The organism is Microbacterium sp. C-MGS6, from assembly GCF_058140415.1.
Map to the genome: position 1 here is coordinate 321,793 of NZ_CM176934.1, position 15,426 is coordinate 337,218.

At 71.8% G+C, this 15,426-nt stretch carries 17 protein-coding genes; 11 read left to right on the forward strand and 6 right to left on the reverse strand.

Annotated elements, in window-relative coordinates; translation table 11 throughout:
- The 6 genes from AC3B5L_RS01575 to AC3B5L_RS01600 all read right to left on the reverse strand — a co-directional run bounded on the left by AC3B5L_RS01575 (nucleotide 1) and on the right by AC3B5L_RS01600 (nucleotide 4,138).
- Nucleotides 1-501, reverse strand: coding sequence for a roadblock/LC7 domain-containing protein (locus tag AC3B5L_RS01575; protein WP_187663025.1), 501 nt, complete (start codon nucleotides 499-501; stop codon nucleotides 1-3).
- Nucleotides 498-1,061 (reverse strand): GTP-binding protein, encoded by a 564-nt coding sequence (locus AC3B5L_RS01580; protein ID WP_187663026.1) that lies wholly within the window; start codon nucleotides 1,059-1,061, stop codon nucleotides 498-500. Before AC3B5L_RS01580 ends, AC3B5L_RS01575 begins: the two co-directional genes overlap by 4 nt.
- Before the next feature lie 68 nt (nucleotides 1,062-1,129).
- Nucleotides 1,130-1,501 (reverse strand): roadblock/LC7 domain-containing protein, encoded by a 372-nt coding sequence (locus AC3B5L_RS01585; protein ID WP_187663027.1) that lies wholly within the window; start codon nucleotides 1,499-1,501, stop codon nucleotides 1,130-1,132.
- A gap of 110 nt (nucleotides 1,502-1,611) precedes the next feature.
- Nucleotides 1,612-2,325: a purine-nucleoside phosphorylase gene (deoD, locus tag AC3B5L_RS01590; RefSeq protein ID WP_490096133.1), complete on the reverse strand. Its 714-nt coding sequence runs from the start codon at nucleotides 2,323-2,325 to the stop codon at nucleotides 1,612-1,614.
- Between the two features lie 13 nt (nucleotides 2,326-2,338).
- Complete coding sequence (locus tag AC3B5L_RS01595) at nucleotides 2,339-2,998, reverse strand: DNA alkylation repair protein (protein WP_187663029.1); 660 nt, start codon at nucleotides 2,996-2,998, stop codon at nucleotides 2,339-2,341.
- Nucleotides 2,999-3,100: 102 nt separating this feature from the next.
- The gene (locus AC3B5L_RS01600; protein ID WP_187663030.1) at nucleotides 3,101-4,138 is read right to left on the reverse strand and encodes an FUSC family protein; all 1,038 of its coding nucleotides are present in this window, start codon (nucleotides 4,136-4,138) and stop codon (nucleotides 3,101-3,103) included.
- Nucleotides 4,139-4,239: 101 nt separating this feature from the next.
- On the opposite strand from AC3B5L_RS01600, the gene AC3B5L_RS01605 reads away from it, so the two are divergent.
- From AC3B5L_RS01605 to AC3B5L_RS01655, 11 genes are all read left to right on the forward strand, one after another.
- Nucleotides 4,240-4,695: an SRPBCC family protein gene (locus AC3B5L_RS01605; RefSeq protein WP_187663031.1), complete on the forward strand. Its 456-nt coding sequence runs from the start codon at nucleotides 4,240-4,242 to the stop codon at nucleotides 4,693-4,695.
- Nucleotides 4,696-4,789: 94 nt separating this feature from the next.
- Nucleotides 4,790-5,878 (forward strand): hypothetical protein, encoded by a 1,089-nt coding sequence (locus tag AC3B5L_RS01610; RefSeq protein ID WP_490096134.1) that lies wholly within the window; start codon nucleotides 4,790-4,792, stop codon nucleotides 5,876-5,878.
- Between the two features lie 132 nt (nucleotides 5,879-6,010).
- Nucleotides 6,011-6,229 (forward strand): hypothetical protein, encoded by a 219-nt coding sequence (locus AC3B5L_RS01615; RefSeq protein ID WP_187663032.1) that lies wholly within the window; start codon nucleotides 6,011-6,013, stop codon nucleotides 6,227-6,229.
- 65 nt (nucleotides 6,230-6,294) lie between these two features.
- Nucleotides 6,295-9,159: a helix-turn-helix transcriptional regulator gene (locus AC3B5L_RS01620; RefSeq protein ID WP_490096135.1), complete on the forward strand. Its 2,865-nt coding sequence runs from the start codon at nucleotides 6,295-6,297 to the stop codon at nucleotides 9,157-9,159.
- Nucleotides 9,160-9,232: 73 nt separating this feature from the next.
- Nucleotides 9,233-9,436 (forward strand): cold-shock protein, encoded by a 204-nt coding sequence (locus AC3B5L_RS01625; protein WP_025104028.1) that lies wholly within the window; start codon nucleotides 9,233-9,235, stop codon nucleotides 9,434-9,436.
- 234 nt (nucleotides 9,437-9,670) lie between these two features.
- Nucleotides 9,671-10,696, forward strand: a complete 1,026-nt coding sequence (locus AC3B5L_RS01630) for an iron-siderophore ABC transporter substrate-binding protein (RefSeq protein WP_490096136.1) — start codon at nucleotides 9,671-9,673, stop codon at nucleotides 10,694-10,696.
- 32 nt (nucleotides 10,697-10,728) lie between these two features.
- Nucleotides 10,729-11,772, forward strand: a complete 1,044-nt coding sequence (locus tag AC3B5L_RS01635; RefSeq protein WP_363445000.1) for a FecCD family ABC transporter permease — start codon at nucleotides 10,729-10,731, stop codon at nucleotides 11,770-11,772.
- Nucleotides 11,769-12,842 (forward strand): FecCD family ABC transporter permease, encoded by a 1,074-nt coding sequence (locus AC3B5L_RS01640; RefSeq protein WP_490096137.1) that lies wholly within the window; start codon nucleotides 11,769-11,771, stop codon nucleotides 12,840-12,842. Before AC3B5L_RS01635 ends, AC3B5L_RS01640 begins: the two co-directional genes overlap by 4 nt.
- Complete coding sequence (locus AC3B5L_RS01645) at nucleotides 12,839-13,639, forward strand: ABC transporter ATP-binding protein (RefSeq protein ID WP_136051913.1); 801 nt, start codon at nucleotides 12,839-12,841, stop codon at nucleotides 13,637-13,639. Before AC3B5L_RS01640 ends, AC3B5L_RS01645 begins: the two co-directional genes overlap by 4 nt.
- Nucleotides 13,629-14,585, forward strand: coding sequence for a siderophore-interacting protein (locus AC3B5L_RS01650; protein WP_490096138.1), 957 nt, complete (start codon nucleotides 13,629-13,631; stop codon nucleotides 14,583-14,585). The genes AC3B5L_RS01645 and AC3B5L_RS01650 overlap by 11 nt, the downstream gene beginning before the upstream one ends.
- Before the next feature lies 1 nt (nucleotide 14,586).
- Nucleotides 14,587-15,426 (forward strand): ABC transporter ATP-binding protein, encoded by an 840-nt coding sequence (locus tag AC3B5L_RS01655; RefSeq protein WP_259954923.1) that lies wholly within the window; start codon nucleotides 14,587-14,589, stop codon nucleotides 15,424-15,426.

A 15,426-nucleotide genomic window follows, 5' to 3' on the forward strand; every position in this document is an offset into this window, starting at 1 on the left:
TCATGTCGCCGATCCCGTGACCCCGAGCGCGGTGAGCAGCTCGTACGCCGTGGAGCGCGCGTGCACGATCACGGTCCCGAGCTGCGACGACGAGGCCGACACCGAGAGCAGGAGCTGGCCATACGGCGCGAGGATGAAGCTCAGCAGGGCCATCTGGTTCTCTCCGATGGACAGCGACACGATGGCCGACAGGGTCGGCTCCGTCCCGCCGGCGATGATCTCGGCTTCGGCTCGCGCGACCCCGAACAGGGAGCCGTTCATCGCCGCGAGCTGCTCGCCGCCGTCCTGGTCGACGCCGAGCGAGGCGATGTGGAGGCCGTCGGCCGTGCCGAGGACCGCGGTCGTCAGCTCCGGGAAGCGCTCCTCCAACTGCTGCAGACGGGTCTGCGCCGACGGGCCGACGATGCGCGACCACAGGGCCCAGTTGCCGGCGACGTCGGGGTGCATGCGGGACGGATCGGGCGTCGCGGCGGCGTCGTGCCGCCGGGCGGGTCCGGTCATGGCTTCTCCTCCGGAAGATCGAGAGCGGCGCCGGCGACACGCATCACGCTGTCGCGGTCGCGCGCGTCGGCCGCGAGGACGCGCGAGGCGGGGATGCCGTGTCGCGCGAGGGGGGCGGCGAGCGCGCGCCGGATATCGCCGATCGCTCGTCCGGCGGTGTGGCTGACGGCGATCACGACGCGATGCTCCTCGCCCGCGAGAACGTCCAGCCACTCGTCGGCGTCGGCGACGAGGGTGTCGCGGTCGCCGCGCAGCCAGAGCAGCACCCGGGTGCCCGGGATCGAGACGCGCTGCCGTGCCGACGCGAAGCGCTGCTGCCCCGGGATGCCGATGAGCGCGATGGAGACCTCGGGCGTCGGCCGCCAGGTCCCGTAGTCGAGCCCGACCGTCGTGGTGGTCTTGCCGTCACCGCTCGCGAACGACATCGGCACGTCGGTGTCCACCGGCGCGACGTCGCTCAGAGCGCGGACCGCGGTCGTCTTGCCCGCGCCCACCGGACCGGCGAAGATCACCCGGTACCGCTGAGGCAGGTCGGTCCGTCGGCGCCGGGGGCGCCTCATCGTCCGCTCCCCGGGACCGGTCTTTCGCTGTCGCCCTCTCCCGAGGCCGCTCCCCACGGCCTCATGGATCACGCGCCGAGGGCGGCGACCCGGCGGTTCACCGAGGAGCGCAGCAGGGCGAGGTTCGTGGCCTGCCGATCGGCGGCCAGGTAGATGAACAGATCGTCGTCGAGCATCTTGAGCAGGTGCAGCTGCGTGTTCAGCGTCAGCAGCATGTCCTCGAGCTCGCCATCGATGCCGAGGGCATCGATCGTGCGCTTCTTGTTCTTCACGATCTCGCTGTTGAACGCGCTCGCGACCTCGAGGTCGAAGTCCGGACGGACGGAGCTCGAGGCGAGCGGCAGTCCTGATTCGAGGTCGACGATCGACGCCCCGATGAATCCGTTGATGTCGCGCTCGATGTCCGCCAGAAGCGTGTTGAGCTGATCTTGCGTGGCCATGGTTCTCCCCAGTCGTCTTCATCGCGCGCAGCAGCGACCGCCCTGTGCGGTCGTCCCCGGCGCCGCGCGACCTGTGAAGTGTATAACGTTACTCGACGAGGGGGCCAGTCTCAGACCGAGGTCGCTGCGCGGAGGGCGATGCGGACCATGTCGCCGAACGTCTGCTCGCGCTCCTGGGCCGTGGTCTCCTCGCCGGTGACGATGTGGTCGCTGACCGTGCAGATCGCGAGGGCGCGGCGCCCGTGGAACGCGGCGAGCGTGTAGAGCCCTGCCGCCTCCATCTCGACGCCGAGGATGCCGTGCCGCACGAAGGGCTCCGTGAGCTCCGGCCGGGTGCTGTAGAACTGGTCGCTCGAGAACAGCGGCCCCACGTGCACCGTGGACGACACCGGCTCCGACTCGCTCGCCTCCACCGCCGCGCGCAGCAGGGCGAAGTCGGCGAGCGGGGCGTAGTCGAGGCCGTGGAAGCGCACGCGGTTGATCCCGGAGTCGGTGCTCGCGCCGTTGGCGATGATGATGTCGCGGACCGCGAGCTTCTCGGTCAGCGCGCCGCAGGATCCGACCCGGACGATCGTCTGCACGTCGTACTCCGTGAACAGTTCCGTCGCGTAGATCGCCATCGACGGCTGCCCCATCCCCGAGCCCTGGACGGAGACCCGATGCCCCTCCCAGGTGCCGGTGAAGCCCAGCATGCCGCGCGTCTCCGAGTACAGCTCGGCGTCGTCGAGGAAGGTCTCGGTGATCCACTTCGCCCGCAGCGGATCGCCGGGGAACAGGACGACGGGGGCGATCTGACCGGGTTCCGCGGCGATGTGGGTGCTCATCCGCTCAGCGTACTCAGCCCTCGCGACGCCGGACGATCTCCCCGATCCAGAGGGGCGCGAAGGGCGAGGTGCAGCCGGGGGCGGTGGGGTAGTCGGCCAGCACCTGGAGCCGTTCTCCGATCTCCACCGCCCGTCCCCGCAGGTCCGGATGGAAGATGCCGATGTTCGCGAGGGTCTCGTTCATGGCCCACTGCAGGCGCGGCGGGGCCTGCTGCAGGTCGCGGTCGATCAGGTCGAGCAGGTGCGGCAGGTCGAGACCGTCGGCGTCCTTCGTCACGCGGACCGTCGTGAGCGACCACGCGGCGGCGGCGACGGTGGGATCCGCGTCGTCGAACCAGCGCCGGCGCAGCTCCTCGGCGAGGGGCGACTTCTTGAGCACGTAGTTCACGAACCAGTCGTTCACCTTGGGGGGCCGCGTCTCGCGCAGCATCGTGTCGAGCTCGTCGGCGGTGAAGTCGGCCGGACGGCACACGAGCAGGGCCAGAAGCCGGGCGGACGTCTCGCCGGTCGCCCACAGCTCCCGCGCCAGGGCCTGGTCCGTCTTGATGCGCTTCGCGAGGGCGCGCATGCGGCTCAGGTTGATGCCGTGGTCGTCGCCGCGCTTCTCGTTCGCCGCGCGCTGCTTCGGGTCCTCCAGCGCCGCGAGCTCCGCCAGCGCCTCTTCGACTGTCATCCCGCCAGGGTAACCCCCGCCGACCCACCCCTTTCGGTGCGTCCCGGCCCGTTGCGGACGCACAGAGGGGGCCGGGAGGTGCGAAAGGGGGCGGGTCGGTACTCAGTCTTCGTCGAGGAGCTCGCCGCGGATGCGACGGAGGTCTTCCATGAGGGAGCCGATGAGGATCCAGTGCTGCGAGGAGGGCGGACGGATCACGAGCGGAGCGGTCAGCGCGGGGATGGCGGAGGTCAGCGGTTCGGGCTCCGGAGAGGGCGCTGTGGTCTGCACCGCGAGACGCACGTCGTGCCCGGCCCGGCGGAGCTGCTCGGCGATCGCGGCCACCGCGGGCTCCTCGCCGAGCCGGTCGTCGTAGTGGTCGAAGTAGGCGCGGGTCATGCCGATGGTCTGCGTGACGATGGGGGAGAGCCGGTCGAGCAGCGCCCTCAGCTCCTGCAGGTCGGCGCGATGGGTCGAGCGCCGGGGGTTCAGCGTGAGCGACTCCTCCCCGGCGGCGATCGCGGCTTCGGCGGCGTCCTTCATGGGTCGCAGCAGCCGCACCTCGAGCATGAGCTCCTGCAGCCGCGCCGGAGTCTGCGGGGCGGGCAGGGCGTCCGCGAGGCGGTCGAGGCTCGCGGCGAGCTCCCGTCCGAGCAGCCCCACATCCCGCCGCGCCGGCTCGACGAGCACCGGCGGCACGATCAGCGCATTCACGACGATGCCGATCACCACCCCGATGAGGGTCTCCCCGATCCGGGCGATCGCGTACTCCGGACTCGACGACCCGAGCGCCAGCACGAGCATCGCCGAGATCGCGACCTGGTTGCCGGTGCCGGGGGACGCCCGGAAGATCCATGCCACGAGCATCGCGACGACGATCGCGAGCAGCACGATCCAGCTCGGCGAGCCGAGGAGCAGGCCGAGGCCGACGGCGATCACCACGCCGACGATCACGCCGATGCTGCGCTCCAGCGCCTTCGACAGCGACTGGTTGACGCTGGGCTGCACGACCAGCAGCGCGGCGATCGCGGCGAACACCGGCAGCTGCCCGGGGAAGACCAAGCCCGCGATCAGCCACGCGGCGATGGTCGCCGCGGCCGACTTCACCACCTGCAGCAGGGGGGAGCGCTGGGAGGCGCGGATCGCGGCGGGGATGCGCATGACCTCCACGGTAGTCGCGCCGATGTCAACCCCATCGCCGATCTCGCCCGCAGCGGGCTGAATGGAAGCACACGAACGACGAACAAGTGAGGAGCATCCCCATGGTGCAGATCATCGAGACCATCGACGTCGACGTTCCCGTCCGCACGGCGTACAACCAGTGGACGCAGTTCGAGAGCTTCCCGAAGTTCCTCGACGAGGTCGTCTCCATCACGCAGATCGACGCGACCCACACGCACTGGAAGGTGAACGTGGGGGGCGCGGAGCGTGAGTTCGACGCCGAGATCACCGAGCAGCACCCGGATGAGCGCGTCGCGTGGAACAGCGTCGGCGGCGAGACCGAGCACGCGGGCGTCGTGACGTTCCACAAGATCGACGAGAACACCACGCGTGTGACCGTCCAGCTCGACTGGGCGCCGGAGGGACTCCTGGAGAAGGTCGGTGCCCTGGTCGGCGCCGGATCCCACGCGGTGAAGAAGGACCTGAAGAACTTCAAGGAGTTCATCGAGGGCCGTGGCGTCGAGACCGGCGCCTGGCGCGGTGACGTGGACGCCTGACGCATCCTCTTCGAGGCCCGGATCGCTGCGCGCGGCCCGGGCCTCGTCGCGTGTGAGGGCTGCGGGCGTCGGAGGGGCGTGCTTGCATGGGCGCATGGACACGAGGGAGCGTCTGCGCGGCGAGGGGCGTGCCGTGCTCGCGACCGTGGTCTGCTTCGTCGGGGGAGCTCTCGCTGGGGCGCTGCTCCTCGCCGGCCCGCCGCGGCCGCTGACGGGTGAGGGAGGACTGGCGCTGCCCGCTGCGGGGGTCGCCGGCGGTGTCGCGGCCCTGGCCTTCGTCGTCAGCACTCTCCTGCACCGTCGCGATGAGGCAGCCGCGATGCCGCGCTGGCAACGGGTCGTGTCGCGCCTCTCGGCCGCCGCCCTCACCGTCGCGTTCGGGGCGGTGACGGCGATGGGTGTGCTGCTCACGGCCGAGGTGCTCGCGGCGGGCCTGCGCGGCCTCGCGCTCGGAGCCATCGGCGGCGGGCTGCTCACGGGGGTCGCGGCCGCGGTCGGCGGACGACTCGCCTTCGGTGCGGGAATCGGGCTCCGGACCGCGGACCTCGCCGGGCTCCTGTTCGGGTTCCTCGTGATCGGCACGCTGTTCGCGATGGTGACCGCCGTCGACCCCCGGTGGTGGGAGGAGAACTTCTCTCAGCTCGGGGTGGGGTGGGCGTTCAACGGCACCCTCGTCGTCGCCGGGCTGCTGATCGCCACCGTCGGCTCGTACATCGGTCGCGATCTGCATCGGCTGCTCGGGGACCACGCGCTGTCCCGGATCGCGACCGTGGTCGTGCTGTGGGCGGCGGCCGGGCTCGCTCTCGCCGCGGTCGGGCTCCTGCCGCTGTATCGAGCCCCCGTGCCGCACGACATCGCAGCCGTCGCGGCACTGCTCCTCTTCCTCGGGGCTGCCGCGGCGACGACTTTGATCGTCCCCGGTCGGCCCCTGGCCCTCGTGGTGACCTCCGTCGCCGTCGGGGTGCTCGTGGTCGGGGCCGTGGTGCTGTGGTGGCCGCTCGGCTTCTTCCCGGTGACCGCGGTGGAGGCGGTCGTCGTCGGGCTCGGACTGCTGTGGATGACGACGCTCGTGCGGGTGCTCGCGATCCTCGTGCCGGAGGGGGCTCGTCCGTCCGCGCGGCGCTCGCTCTGGGAGGGCAGGCGTTCGCGCGGGCTCAGGCGGGTGGGTGGGCCAGGAGCCTGATGCGGCGCGGGGGCCTGCGTCGGCGTAGGGAGGTGGGCGGGAAGAGGGCGCGGAAGATAGGGCATCCGTCCGATGTCGAGGGGGCACCTCAGAGCGGAGTGTAGGGATACACCGAACCGTCGAGGAGACATCATGTTCGAGCACCCCTCCCTCATCCATCAGGTCACCGTCTTCGAGCAGGAGCAGATCGAGCGCGCGGTCGCCCGGCGCCGGATGCTCATCGAGCACGCGGACCAGATCGTGCCGCGTCCTGCGGGTCCGCTGCGCCGGCTGCTGCGCCTCGGACGCGGGCGAGCGTCGGCGCCGCAGGCTCCGCGCACAGCGGCGTGCGATCCGGCCGTCGCCCGATGACGGACGGCGTCGTCCTGTCCTTCCCCGGCCCTCCGGATGTCCGCGGGCAGTGGCACGATGGGTCCATGGCCCCAGCCCCCACCGCCGCGATGGTCGGGCGTGATGCCGAGCTCGCCGGGATGCGCCGCCTGTTCGACGGCGTGCGCCAGGGTGTGCCCGCCGCGCTGCTCGTGGAGGGCGAGGCGGGTATCGGCAAGTCCCGGCTGGTGCGGGAGTTCAGCGCCGAGATCGCGACCGCGGCCGACGTGCACGGGGGCTGGTGTCTCGACCTCGGCACCTCGCGCGCCCCGTTCGGCCCGCTCGCCGGCATCCTCCGCTCGCTCGTGGAGCGGCTGGGCGCGGAGCGTGTGCGCGAGGCGGTCGGCGTGGGCGTCGAGGCGCTCGGCATGCTGCTGCCCGAGCTCGTCGACGCCCCCGCCGCTCGCGACCACACCAGCCCCGAACGCCTGCGCGACGCGATCGCCTCCCTCATCGAGGCCGCCACGGAGCTGGCGCCGCAGGTCATCGTCGTCGAAGACCTGCACTGGGCCGACGACTCGACCCTCGCGATCCTCTCCTTCCTGCTGCGCACGCTCGACCGCGGCCGCCTCCTGCTGCTCATCACCTGCCGCACCGACGATGTGCGCCGAGGCGACGCGGTGAGCCGGTTCATCGGCGAGGCCACGAGGGCGCGACTGCTCGAACGGATGACCGTGCCGCGACTCGACGACCAGGCGGTCGGCGAGCTGGTCGCACAGATCACGGGACGCGCGCCGACCGCGACGGCGCTGGAGCGGCTGCAGGTGCGCGCGGAGGGCGTCCCCTTCTTCGTCGAGGAGATCGCCGGGTGCGCCCAGGGCCCCCTGCCGGAGAGCCTGCGCGACCTGCTGCTCGCCCGCTTCGACCGCCTCGGTGACGACGCGCGCCGTGTGGTGCAGGTGATGTCCGGCGCCGAGCGGCCGCTCACGGATCCGCTGCTGCTGCGCCTCGTCGACCTTCCGGAGGATCGTGTCGAAGACGCCGTCCGTGAGGCCGTGCGCAGCGGCATCATCGTCGTGGGCGAAGACGACTACCGGTTCCGCCACGCACTGCTGCGGGAGGCCGTGCACGGCGATCTGCTCCCCGGCGAGAGGGCGCGGTTGCACCGGGCCTACGCCGAGGCGTTGGAGGAGGGCGGGGGCGACGACGCGGCGGCGTCGGCCTACCACTGGCAGCTCGCGCAGGACGATCGTCGTGCGATCGCGGCCGCCGCCGACGCCATGCGGCAGGCGAAGGCCCAGTACGCCTTCGCCAGCGCGGCGCGGTTCGGCGAGCTCGTCCTCGAGCTCTGGCCGCTCGTGCCGGACGCGGCGGAGGCGACGGGCTTCGCGCGTCTCGACCTCCTCCACGTGCTCGGGTCGGTCCTGCGCAACGCCGGCGACGGGGAGCGCGCGCTCGCGGTCGCCAACGTCGCGCTGAGCGAGGTCGACGCGGCGACGGTCGACCCGCGACTGCACGCCCGGCTGCTGCGCAACAAGGCGCTGTACCTCGTCAACCTCGGGCGTCTCGGAGCCGTCCCGTTGCTTCAGGAGGCGCTGGCGCTCGCCGAGCGGGTCGACGACGACGTGTTCCGTGCGGAACTGCTGAATCAGCTCGCGAGTCGTCGCATGATCGCGGGTGACCGGGAGGAGGCCATCCGCCTCGCCGACGAGGCGGAGCGCCGGGCGGCGGGCGCCGCGACGACGGACCAGCTCTCGATCGCCGCGAACGTCCGTGGCGGGTCGCTGGCGCACCTCGGACGGGTCGCGGAGGGGGTGCGCGAGTACCGACGGGCACGCGACCTCGCCGCCGGATCGACGGCCGAGATGCGTTACCGCGTCAACTACTCCGACCTGCTGACGCTGCTGGGCCGCTATCGGGAGGCGGTCGCCGTCGCGGAGGAGGGTCTGCGGCGAGCCCGTGAGCTCCGCGTCGAGCGCACCTCGGGCTCGATCATGGCGCAGAACATGATCGTGCCGCTGCTGGAGCTCGGGGAGATCGACCAGGTCGAGGACATGCTGGCCCGCGATTTCCTGCAGGGCACGCTGCGCGTGTTCCGGATGTACGTGAGCATGACCCGGGTGCGGGTGCTCGCCTGGCGGGGCCGGGCCGCGGAGGCCGCCGAGACCCTGCAGGAGTGGCTGCCGGCGTTCGAGGAGACCGGAGTCTCGGAGCGGCAAATCTGGTACGACCGGATCACGATGCAGGTCGCCGTCGCCGAGAGTCAGGGCGACCTCCGCGGAGCGCTCGACGTGATCCTGGCGATGCTGGAGGACGAGCGTCCGGCGTTGCTGCATCAGCGGCGGCTGCTCCTGGAGGCGGGGGCCCTCGTGACGGCGCTGCGTGCGGGCGGCGCGGACGTCGAGGCGGCGGTCGCGGCGGTGCGGACGGCGTGGGAGGTACAGCCGCCGGAACTCCAGGACGACGCGTGGTCGACGGTGCTGCACGCCCTTCTCGAACCGGAGCCGGCGGTGGTCGACGAGGCGCTGGTGTGTGCGGACGGGGACGACGTTCCCGTGACGTTCCGGGTGGTGCTCCGGCTCAAGCGGGCCCGGCTGCACGTCGCCGCCGGGGAGCGCGCCGAGGCGGCTGCCGTGCTGGCAGCGGCGACGGCGATCGCCGAGCGACTCGGCCACGTGCCGCTGCAGAAGGCACTGACACGGTTCGGCGATGCGTCCGGGGTACGTCCGACCGCACCCCGCGAGGCTGACGCGGAGCAGCTGACGGCCAGGGAGCGGCAGGTACTCGCCCTGATCGCTGAGGGCCTGAGCAACCGCCAGATCGGGGAGCGCCTGTTCATCAGTGTGAAGACCGTCAGCGTGCACGTCTCGGCGGTGCTGCGCAAACTCGGTGTCAGCACGCGCACCGAGGCGGCACTCGCCCATCGCACGGCCGAAGAGGCGGCATCCGGTCAGTCGGCCGTGGTAGCGTGACCGAGCATGCATGTCGGATCATCGGCATGATGCAGGCCGCGCGAGCGGCCGGTCAACAGAAAGTAGAAAACACATGGCCACTGGCACTGTGAAATGGTTCAACGCAGAGAAGGGCTTCGGCTTCATCGCTCCCGATGACGGCACCGAAGACCTCTTCGCCCACTACTCGGCTATCGCCGGCTCCGGTTTCAAGGAGCTCCGCGAGAACCAGAAGGTCGAATTCGACGCTGAGCGTGGCCCCAAGGGCATGCAGGCGGCGAACATCCGCGCTCTCTGAGCGTGCGCTGACTTCCTGAAGCCGGCCGGATCCGTACGGGTCCGGCCGGCTTTTTCGTTGCCCCGACACCTTCGAATCGCCCACTTTGCGGCATCCGGGCGCCGGATGGGACAAGGTGAGCGATTCGAAACGGGAGTGAGGCAGTCCTAACCTCCGTGTTAGATTAGGCGAGGCTTACCAAAGGCCGGACGCTCTCGCGTCGACACCCCATCTCCCATCCCGAAGGGAACGCCTGTGCGCACCTCTCGACTTCTCGCCCTCGGCGCGGCCGCCGCGCTCGCCGTGACGCTCTCCGCCTGCTCGTCCTCCGCGCCGGAGTCGACCGCGTCCGCCGGGAGCAACCCGGCCTCTGACGACGCGTTCCCCGTCACCATCGAGCACGTCTACGGCGAGACGACCATCGACGAGAAGCCCGAGCGCGTGGCGACCATCGCGTGGGCGAACCACGAGGTGCCGCTGGCCCTCGGCATCGTCCCGGTCGGCATGAGCAAGGCCACCTGGGGCGACGACGACGACAACGGCATCCTCCCCTGGGTCGAGGAGAAGCTCGACGAGCTCGGTGGCGAGACCCCGGTGCTCTTCGACGAGACCGACGGCATCGACTACGAGGCCGTGGCCGACACCGAGCCCGACGTCATCCTCGCCGCCTACTCCGGCCTCACGCAGGAGGAGTACGACACGCTCTCCAAGATCGCCCCGGTCGTCGCCTACCCCGACGTCGCGTGGGGCACGTCCGTCGACGACATGGTCGAGATGAACTCCAAGGCCCTGGGGCTCGAGGCTGAGGGCGAGGCCCTGATCGAGGACCTGCACGCCGACGCCGACGCGGCCCTCGCGGCCAACAGCGCGCTCGAGGGCAAGAAGGTGCTGTTCGCCTACTTCGACCCGAGCGACCTGAGCCAGATCGGCTACTACACCGCGGCCGACACGCGCCCCGGCTACCTGCACGACCTCGGCCTGCCGCTCCCCGCGATCGTGGAGGAGAACGAGGACAGCGACCAGTTCTACCTGCAGGTGAGCGCCGAGGAGGCGCAGAAGTTCGACGACGTCGACGCGCTCGTGACCTACGGCGACGACTCCACCCTCGCCACGCTGCAGGCCGACCCGCTGCTGTCGAAGATCCCGGCCATCGCGGAGGGCCGCGTCGCGATCCTCCCGGACGCCACCCCCATCGCCGCATCGGCGAACCCGTCGGCGCTGTCGATCCCGTGGGGTCTCGAGGACTACCTGGCCATCCTCGCCGCGCCGCTCGCGAAGTAAGCTCCGCGTCCGCCCCCCAGCGGAGAGTCGTCGTGATCTCAGCACCCGTCCTCGCGCCGGACGCCGCCACCCTGCGGCGTCCGGCGGTGGTACGCACCCTCTGGCTGCTCGCCGGGGTCGGTGTGATCCTCGTGCTCGTCGTGCTCTCGGTGTCGTTCGGGGTGCGGGCGGTCACCCTCGACGACATCCTCGCGGCGCTCTCCGGGCAGTCGGACACGATCGCTCAGGCCGCGGTCGTCAAGCGCATCCCCCGCACGGTGCTCGCGCTCCTCGTGGGGGCGGCCCTCGCCCTCGCGGGAGCGACGATGCAGGCCGTCACCCGCAACCCCGTCGCCGACCCCGGCCTCCTGGGGGTCTCGAACGGCGCCTCGTTCGCGGTCGTCCTCGGCATCGCGTTCTTCGGACTCAGCAATCCCTACGGGCAGATGGCCTTCGCGATCGTCGGCGCCGCGGCGGCCGCCGTGTTCGTCTACACCGTCGGCTCCCTCGGCCGTGGCGGGGCCACCCCGCTCAAGCTGGCCCTCGCGGGGGCGGCGACCTCCGCCGCGTTCGCCTCGCTCATCAGCGCGGTCATGCTGCCGCGGGTCGACCTGCTGCAGACGTTCCAGTCGTGGCAGATCGGCGGCGTCGGCGGGGCGGAGTGGCCGCGGATCGCGATCACCGCGCCGGTCCTCGCGGTCGGCGCCCTCATCTGCTTCCTGTGCGCACGGGGCATGAACTCCCTCGCCCTCGGCGACGACATGGCCAAGGGGCTCGGCGAGCACGTGCTGCGCACCCGGATGCTGTCGGCCCTCGGTGCGGTCATCCTGGCCGGCGCGGCGACGGCGATCGCGGGGCCGATCGGGTTCGTCGGGCTCATCGTCCCCCACATGTGCCGGATGCTCGTGGGCACAGACCACCGCTGGCTGCTGCCGTTCTCGGCCCTCGCCGGCGCCGCGCTGCTCACCGCGAGCGACATCGTCGGACGCGTGATCTCGCCGTCCTCCGAGGAGATCCAGGTGGGTATCATCACGGCGATCATCGGGGCGCCGTTCTTCATCTGGATCGTCCGCCGACAGAAGGTGCGGGAGCTGTGAGCACGACCGAGCACACCCTCGTCCGCGGCGACGAGTCCGCCGCCGCCCGCACCGCGCGTGTCATCGCCGGCCGCCGGGCACGCCACCGCCGTCATGCCGTGGTCACCGTCGCGCTCGGGGCCGTCGTGGTCGTGCTCTTCACGGTGGCGCTCATGGTCGGCAACACGTTCTACCCGCTCGACGAGGTCGTCCGCGTGATCCTCGGCGAGACGGTGCCCGGCGCCTCGTTCACGGTCGGCGACCTGCGCCTGCCGCGCGCCGTCCTCGCCGTCCTCACCGGCCTCGCGTTCGGTATGGCGGGCGTGACGTTCCAGACCATGCTGCGCAACCCGCTCGCCTCGCCGGACATCATCGGCATCTCGAACGGGGCCGGCGCCGCCGCGGTGTTCGGCATCGTCGTGCTCTCGCTCAACGGCCCCGCCGTCTCACTGCTCGCGCTCGTCGGTGCCCTCGTCACCGCGCTGGCGATCTACCTCCTCGCCATCAAGGCCGGCTTCGCGGGCACCCGCCTCATCCTCATCGGGATCGGCGTCGCGGCGATGCTGCAGAGCGTCATCTCCTACCTGCTGTCCCGGGCCGCGAACTGGGACATCCAGACCGCGATGCAGTGGCTCACCGGCAGCCTCAACAACGCGTCGTGGGAGCGGGTGCTGCCGATGGCGATCGCCGCCGCGATCCTCGTGCCGCTGCTGCTCTCGCAGGGCCGGGCGCTGGGCACGCTCCAGCTCGGGGACGAGTCCGCCGCGGGGCTCGGCGTGCGGGTCACCGCCACGCGCCTCGTCTTCATCCTCGGCGCCGTGGCCCTCCTCGCCTTCGCGACCGCTGCCACCGGGCCGATCGCGTTCGTCGCGTTCATGGCGGGACCCATCGCCGCGCGGCTCACCGGTCCCGGTGCCACGCTGCTGCTGCCCAGCGGCCTCGTCGGCGCGGTGCTCGTGCTCGGCGGCGACCTCATCGCCCAGTTCGCGCTCGGCGCGCGGTACCCGGTCGGCGTGGTCACCGGCGTCGTCGGCGCGCCGTACCTCATCTACCTGCTCATCCGCACCAACCGCACCGGAGGCTCGCTGTGACCGCCGCCCACCGCCTGTCCGCCGAGGGGGTCACCCTCTCCTACGGCGACCGCACCGTGGTCGAGGGCCTCGACCTGCAGATCGCGCCGGGGAAGATCACCACGATCGTCGGCGCCAACGGCTGCGGCAAGTCGACGCTGCTGCGCGCCCTCGCCCGCCTGTTGTCGCCGGGGGACGGGGAGGTCGTGCTCGACGGGAAGTCCATCCACGCCCGCCCCACGAAGGAGGTCGCGCGCATCCTCGGCCTGCTGCCGCAGTCGCCCGTGGCCCCCGAGGGCATCGCCGTCGCCGACCTCGTCGGTCGCGGACGTCATCCCCACCAGCGGGCGCTGTCGCGGTGGAGCGCGCACGACTACGAGGTCGTCGCCGACGCCCTGGACGCGACCGGGATCAGCGACCTCGCCGACCGCAGCGTGGACGAGCTCTCCGGCGGTCAGAGGCAGCGCGTCTGGATCGCGATGGCCCTCGCGCAGGAGACCGACATCCTGCTGCTGGACGAGCCGACGACGTTCCTCGACGTCGCCCACCAGGTCGAGGTGCTCGACCTGCTCACCGACCTCAGCGTCGCGCGCGGCACCACGATCGTCATGGTGCTGCACGACCTCAACCTCGCGGCGCGCTACGCCGACGAGCTGGTCGCCATGAAGGACGGTCGCGTGCACGCGATCGGCGCCCCGCAGGAGATCGTCACCGCCGAACTCGTGCAGGAGGTCTTCGGCCTCCCCAACCAGATCACCATCGACCCGGTCTCCGGCAAGCCGATGGTCACCCCCATCGGAAGGCATCATGTCCGCTGAATCCACCACGACCGAGCGCCCGACCTACATCCTCACCCGCGCCGAGGTGCGCGGCGTCGACCGCGTCTCCCCGTCGTTCGTGCGGGTGACGCTCGGCGGCGAGGAGCTCAGCGAGCTGGGGACGCCGGGGGAGGTGTACGACAGCCGGGTCAAGCTCGTCTTCCCGCCCGCGTCCGGCGTGCTCGCGGAGATCGACCGGTCGACGTACGACTGGTGGGGCTCGTACCTCGCCGTCCCGGAGGAGGAGCGCGGCTCGATGCGCACCTACTCCGTGCGCGAGCTGCGGGTCGCCGACGACGGCCGCACCGAGGTCGACATCGACTTCGTGCTGCACCTCGAGCCCGGACTCACCGGTCCGGCCTCGCGGTGGGCGAGCACCGCCGCGGTGGGTCAGGAGCTGTGGCTGGTCGGCCCGCGCCGCGGCGTCGTCGCGCACGGCGGGGCGGAGTACGCGCCGGGGGCGGCGACCTCGGTGGTTCTCGTCGGGGATGAGACCGCGGCCCCCGCCATCGCCCGCATCCTGGAGGACGCCCCGCGCGACCTCCGCGGCGTCGCCTTCATCGAGGTGCCGTCGCCCGCCGACGTGCTCGCGATCGACGTGCCGGCCGGGGTCGACGTGCACTGGCTCCCGCGCGACATCGGCGAGCCGCACGGCCTTCGCCTCATCCCCGCGGTGCTCGAGTATCTGGGGGATGACGACGCCGGGGACGAGATCCGGGTCACCGACATCGAGGGGGAGGACCTCCTGTGGGAGACCCCCGAGTACTCGAGCCTGGGGGAGGAGATCCCCCGTGAGGACGACCGCGCCGGCCGCTACTTCTGGATCGCGGGCGAGAGCGGTGTCGTGACGACGCTGCGACGGCACCTCGTGAAGGACCTCGGCGTCGATCGCACGCAGGTCGCCTTCATGGGCTACTGGCGCCGCGGCGTCGCGATGCGGGGCTGAGATGACCGAGGCCATCGATCGCCACAGCCTGGAGGGGGAGTCCCTCGTCCTCGGCTACGGCCGCACCCGGGTCGTGCACGACGTATCCCTGCGCCTCGCGCCGGGCCGGGTGACCACGCTGATCGGACCGAACGGCAGCGGCAAGTCGACCGTCCTCCGCGCTCTCGCGCGGCTGCACCGCATCGAGGCGGGGACCGTGCGCGTCGGCGGCGCGGAGTCGCGCGACGCCGCCGCCCTCTCCGCCAAGGAGTTCGCGAAGACCGTCGCGATGCTGTCGCAGTCCCGGCCGCACCCGTCCGGGATCGAGGTCTCCGACGTCGTCGCCTACGGCCGCCACCCGCACCGCGGACGGTTCTCCGGCGTGAGCGACGCCGACCGAGCGGCCGTGGCGCGCGCCCTCGCCCTCACCGGCCTCTCCGCCATGGCCGCCCGTCCGGTCGACCAGCTCTCCGGAGGCGAGCTGCAGCGCGTCTGGCTGGCGACCGCACTCGCCCAGGACACCGGGGTGCTGCTGCTCGACGAGCCGACCAACCACCTCGACCTGCGCTACCAGGTGGAGACCCTCGACCTGGTGCGGGAGCTCGCCGACGACCACGGCACCGCGCTCGGCGTCGTGCTGCACGACCTCGACCACGCCGCCTCGGTCGCCGACGACGTCGTGCTGATGCACCGCGGCCGGGTCCACGCGGCGGGGGCGCCCGCCGAAGTGCTCACCGGCGAGAACCTCTCGCACGTGTACGGCCTGCGCATCGACACCGCCCTCGACGAGGAGACCGGGCTGGTGCGGGTGCGTCCGCGCGGTCGCCACCACGGTCGCCTCCGCGCCCCCTCCGCCTCCTGA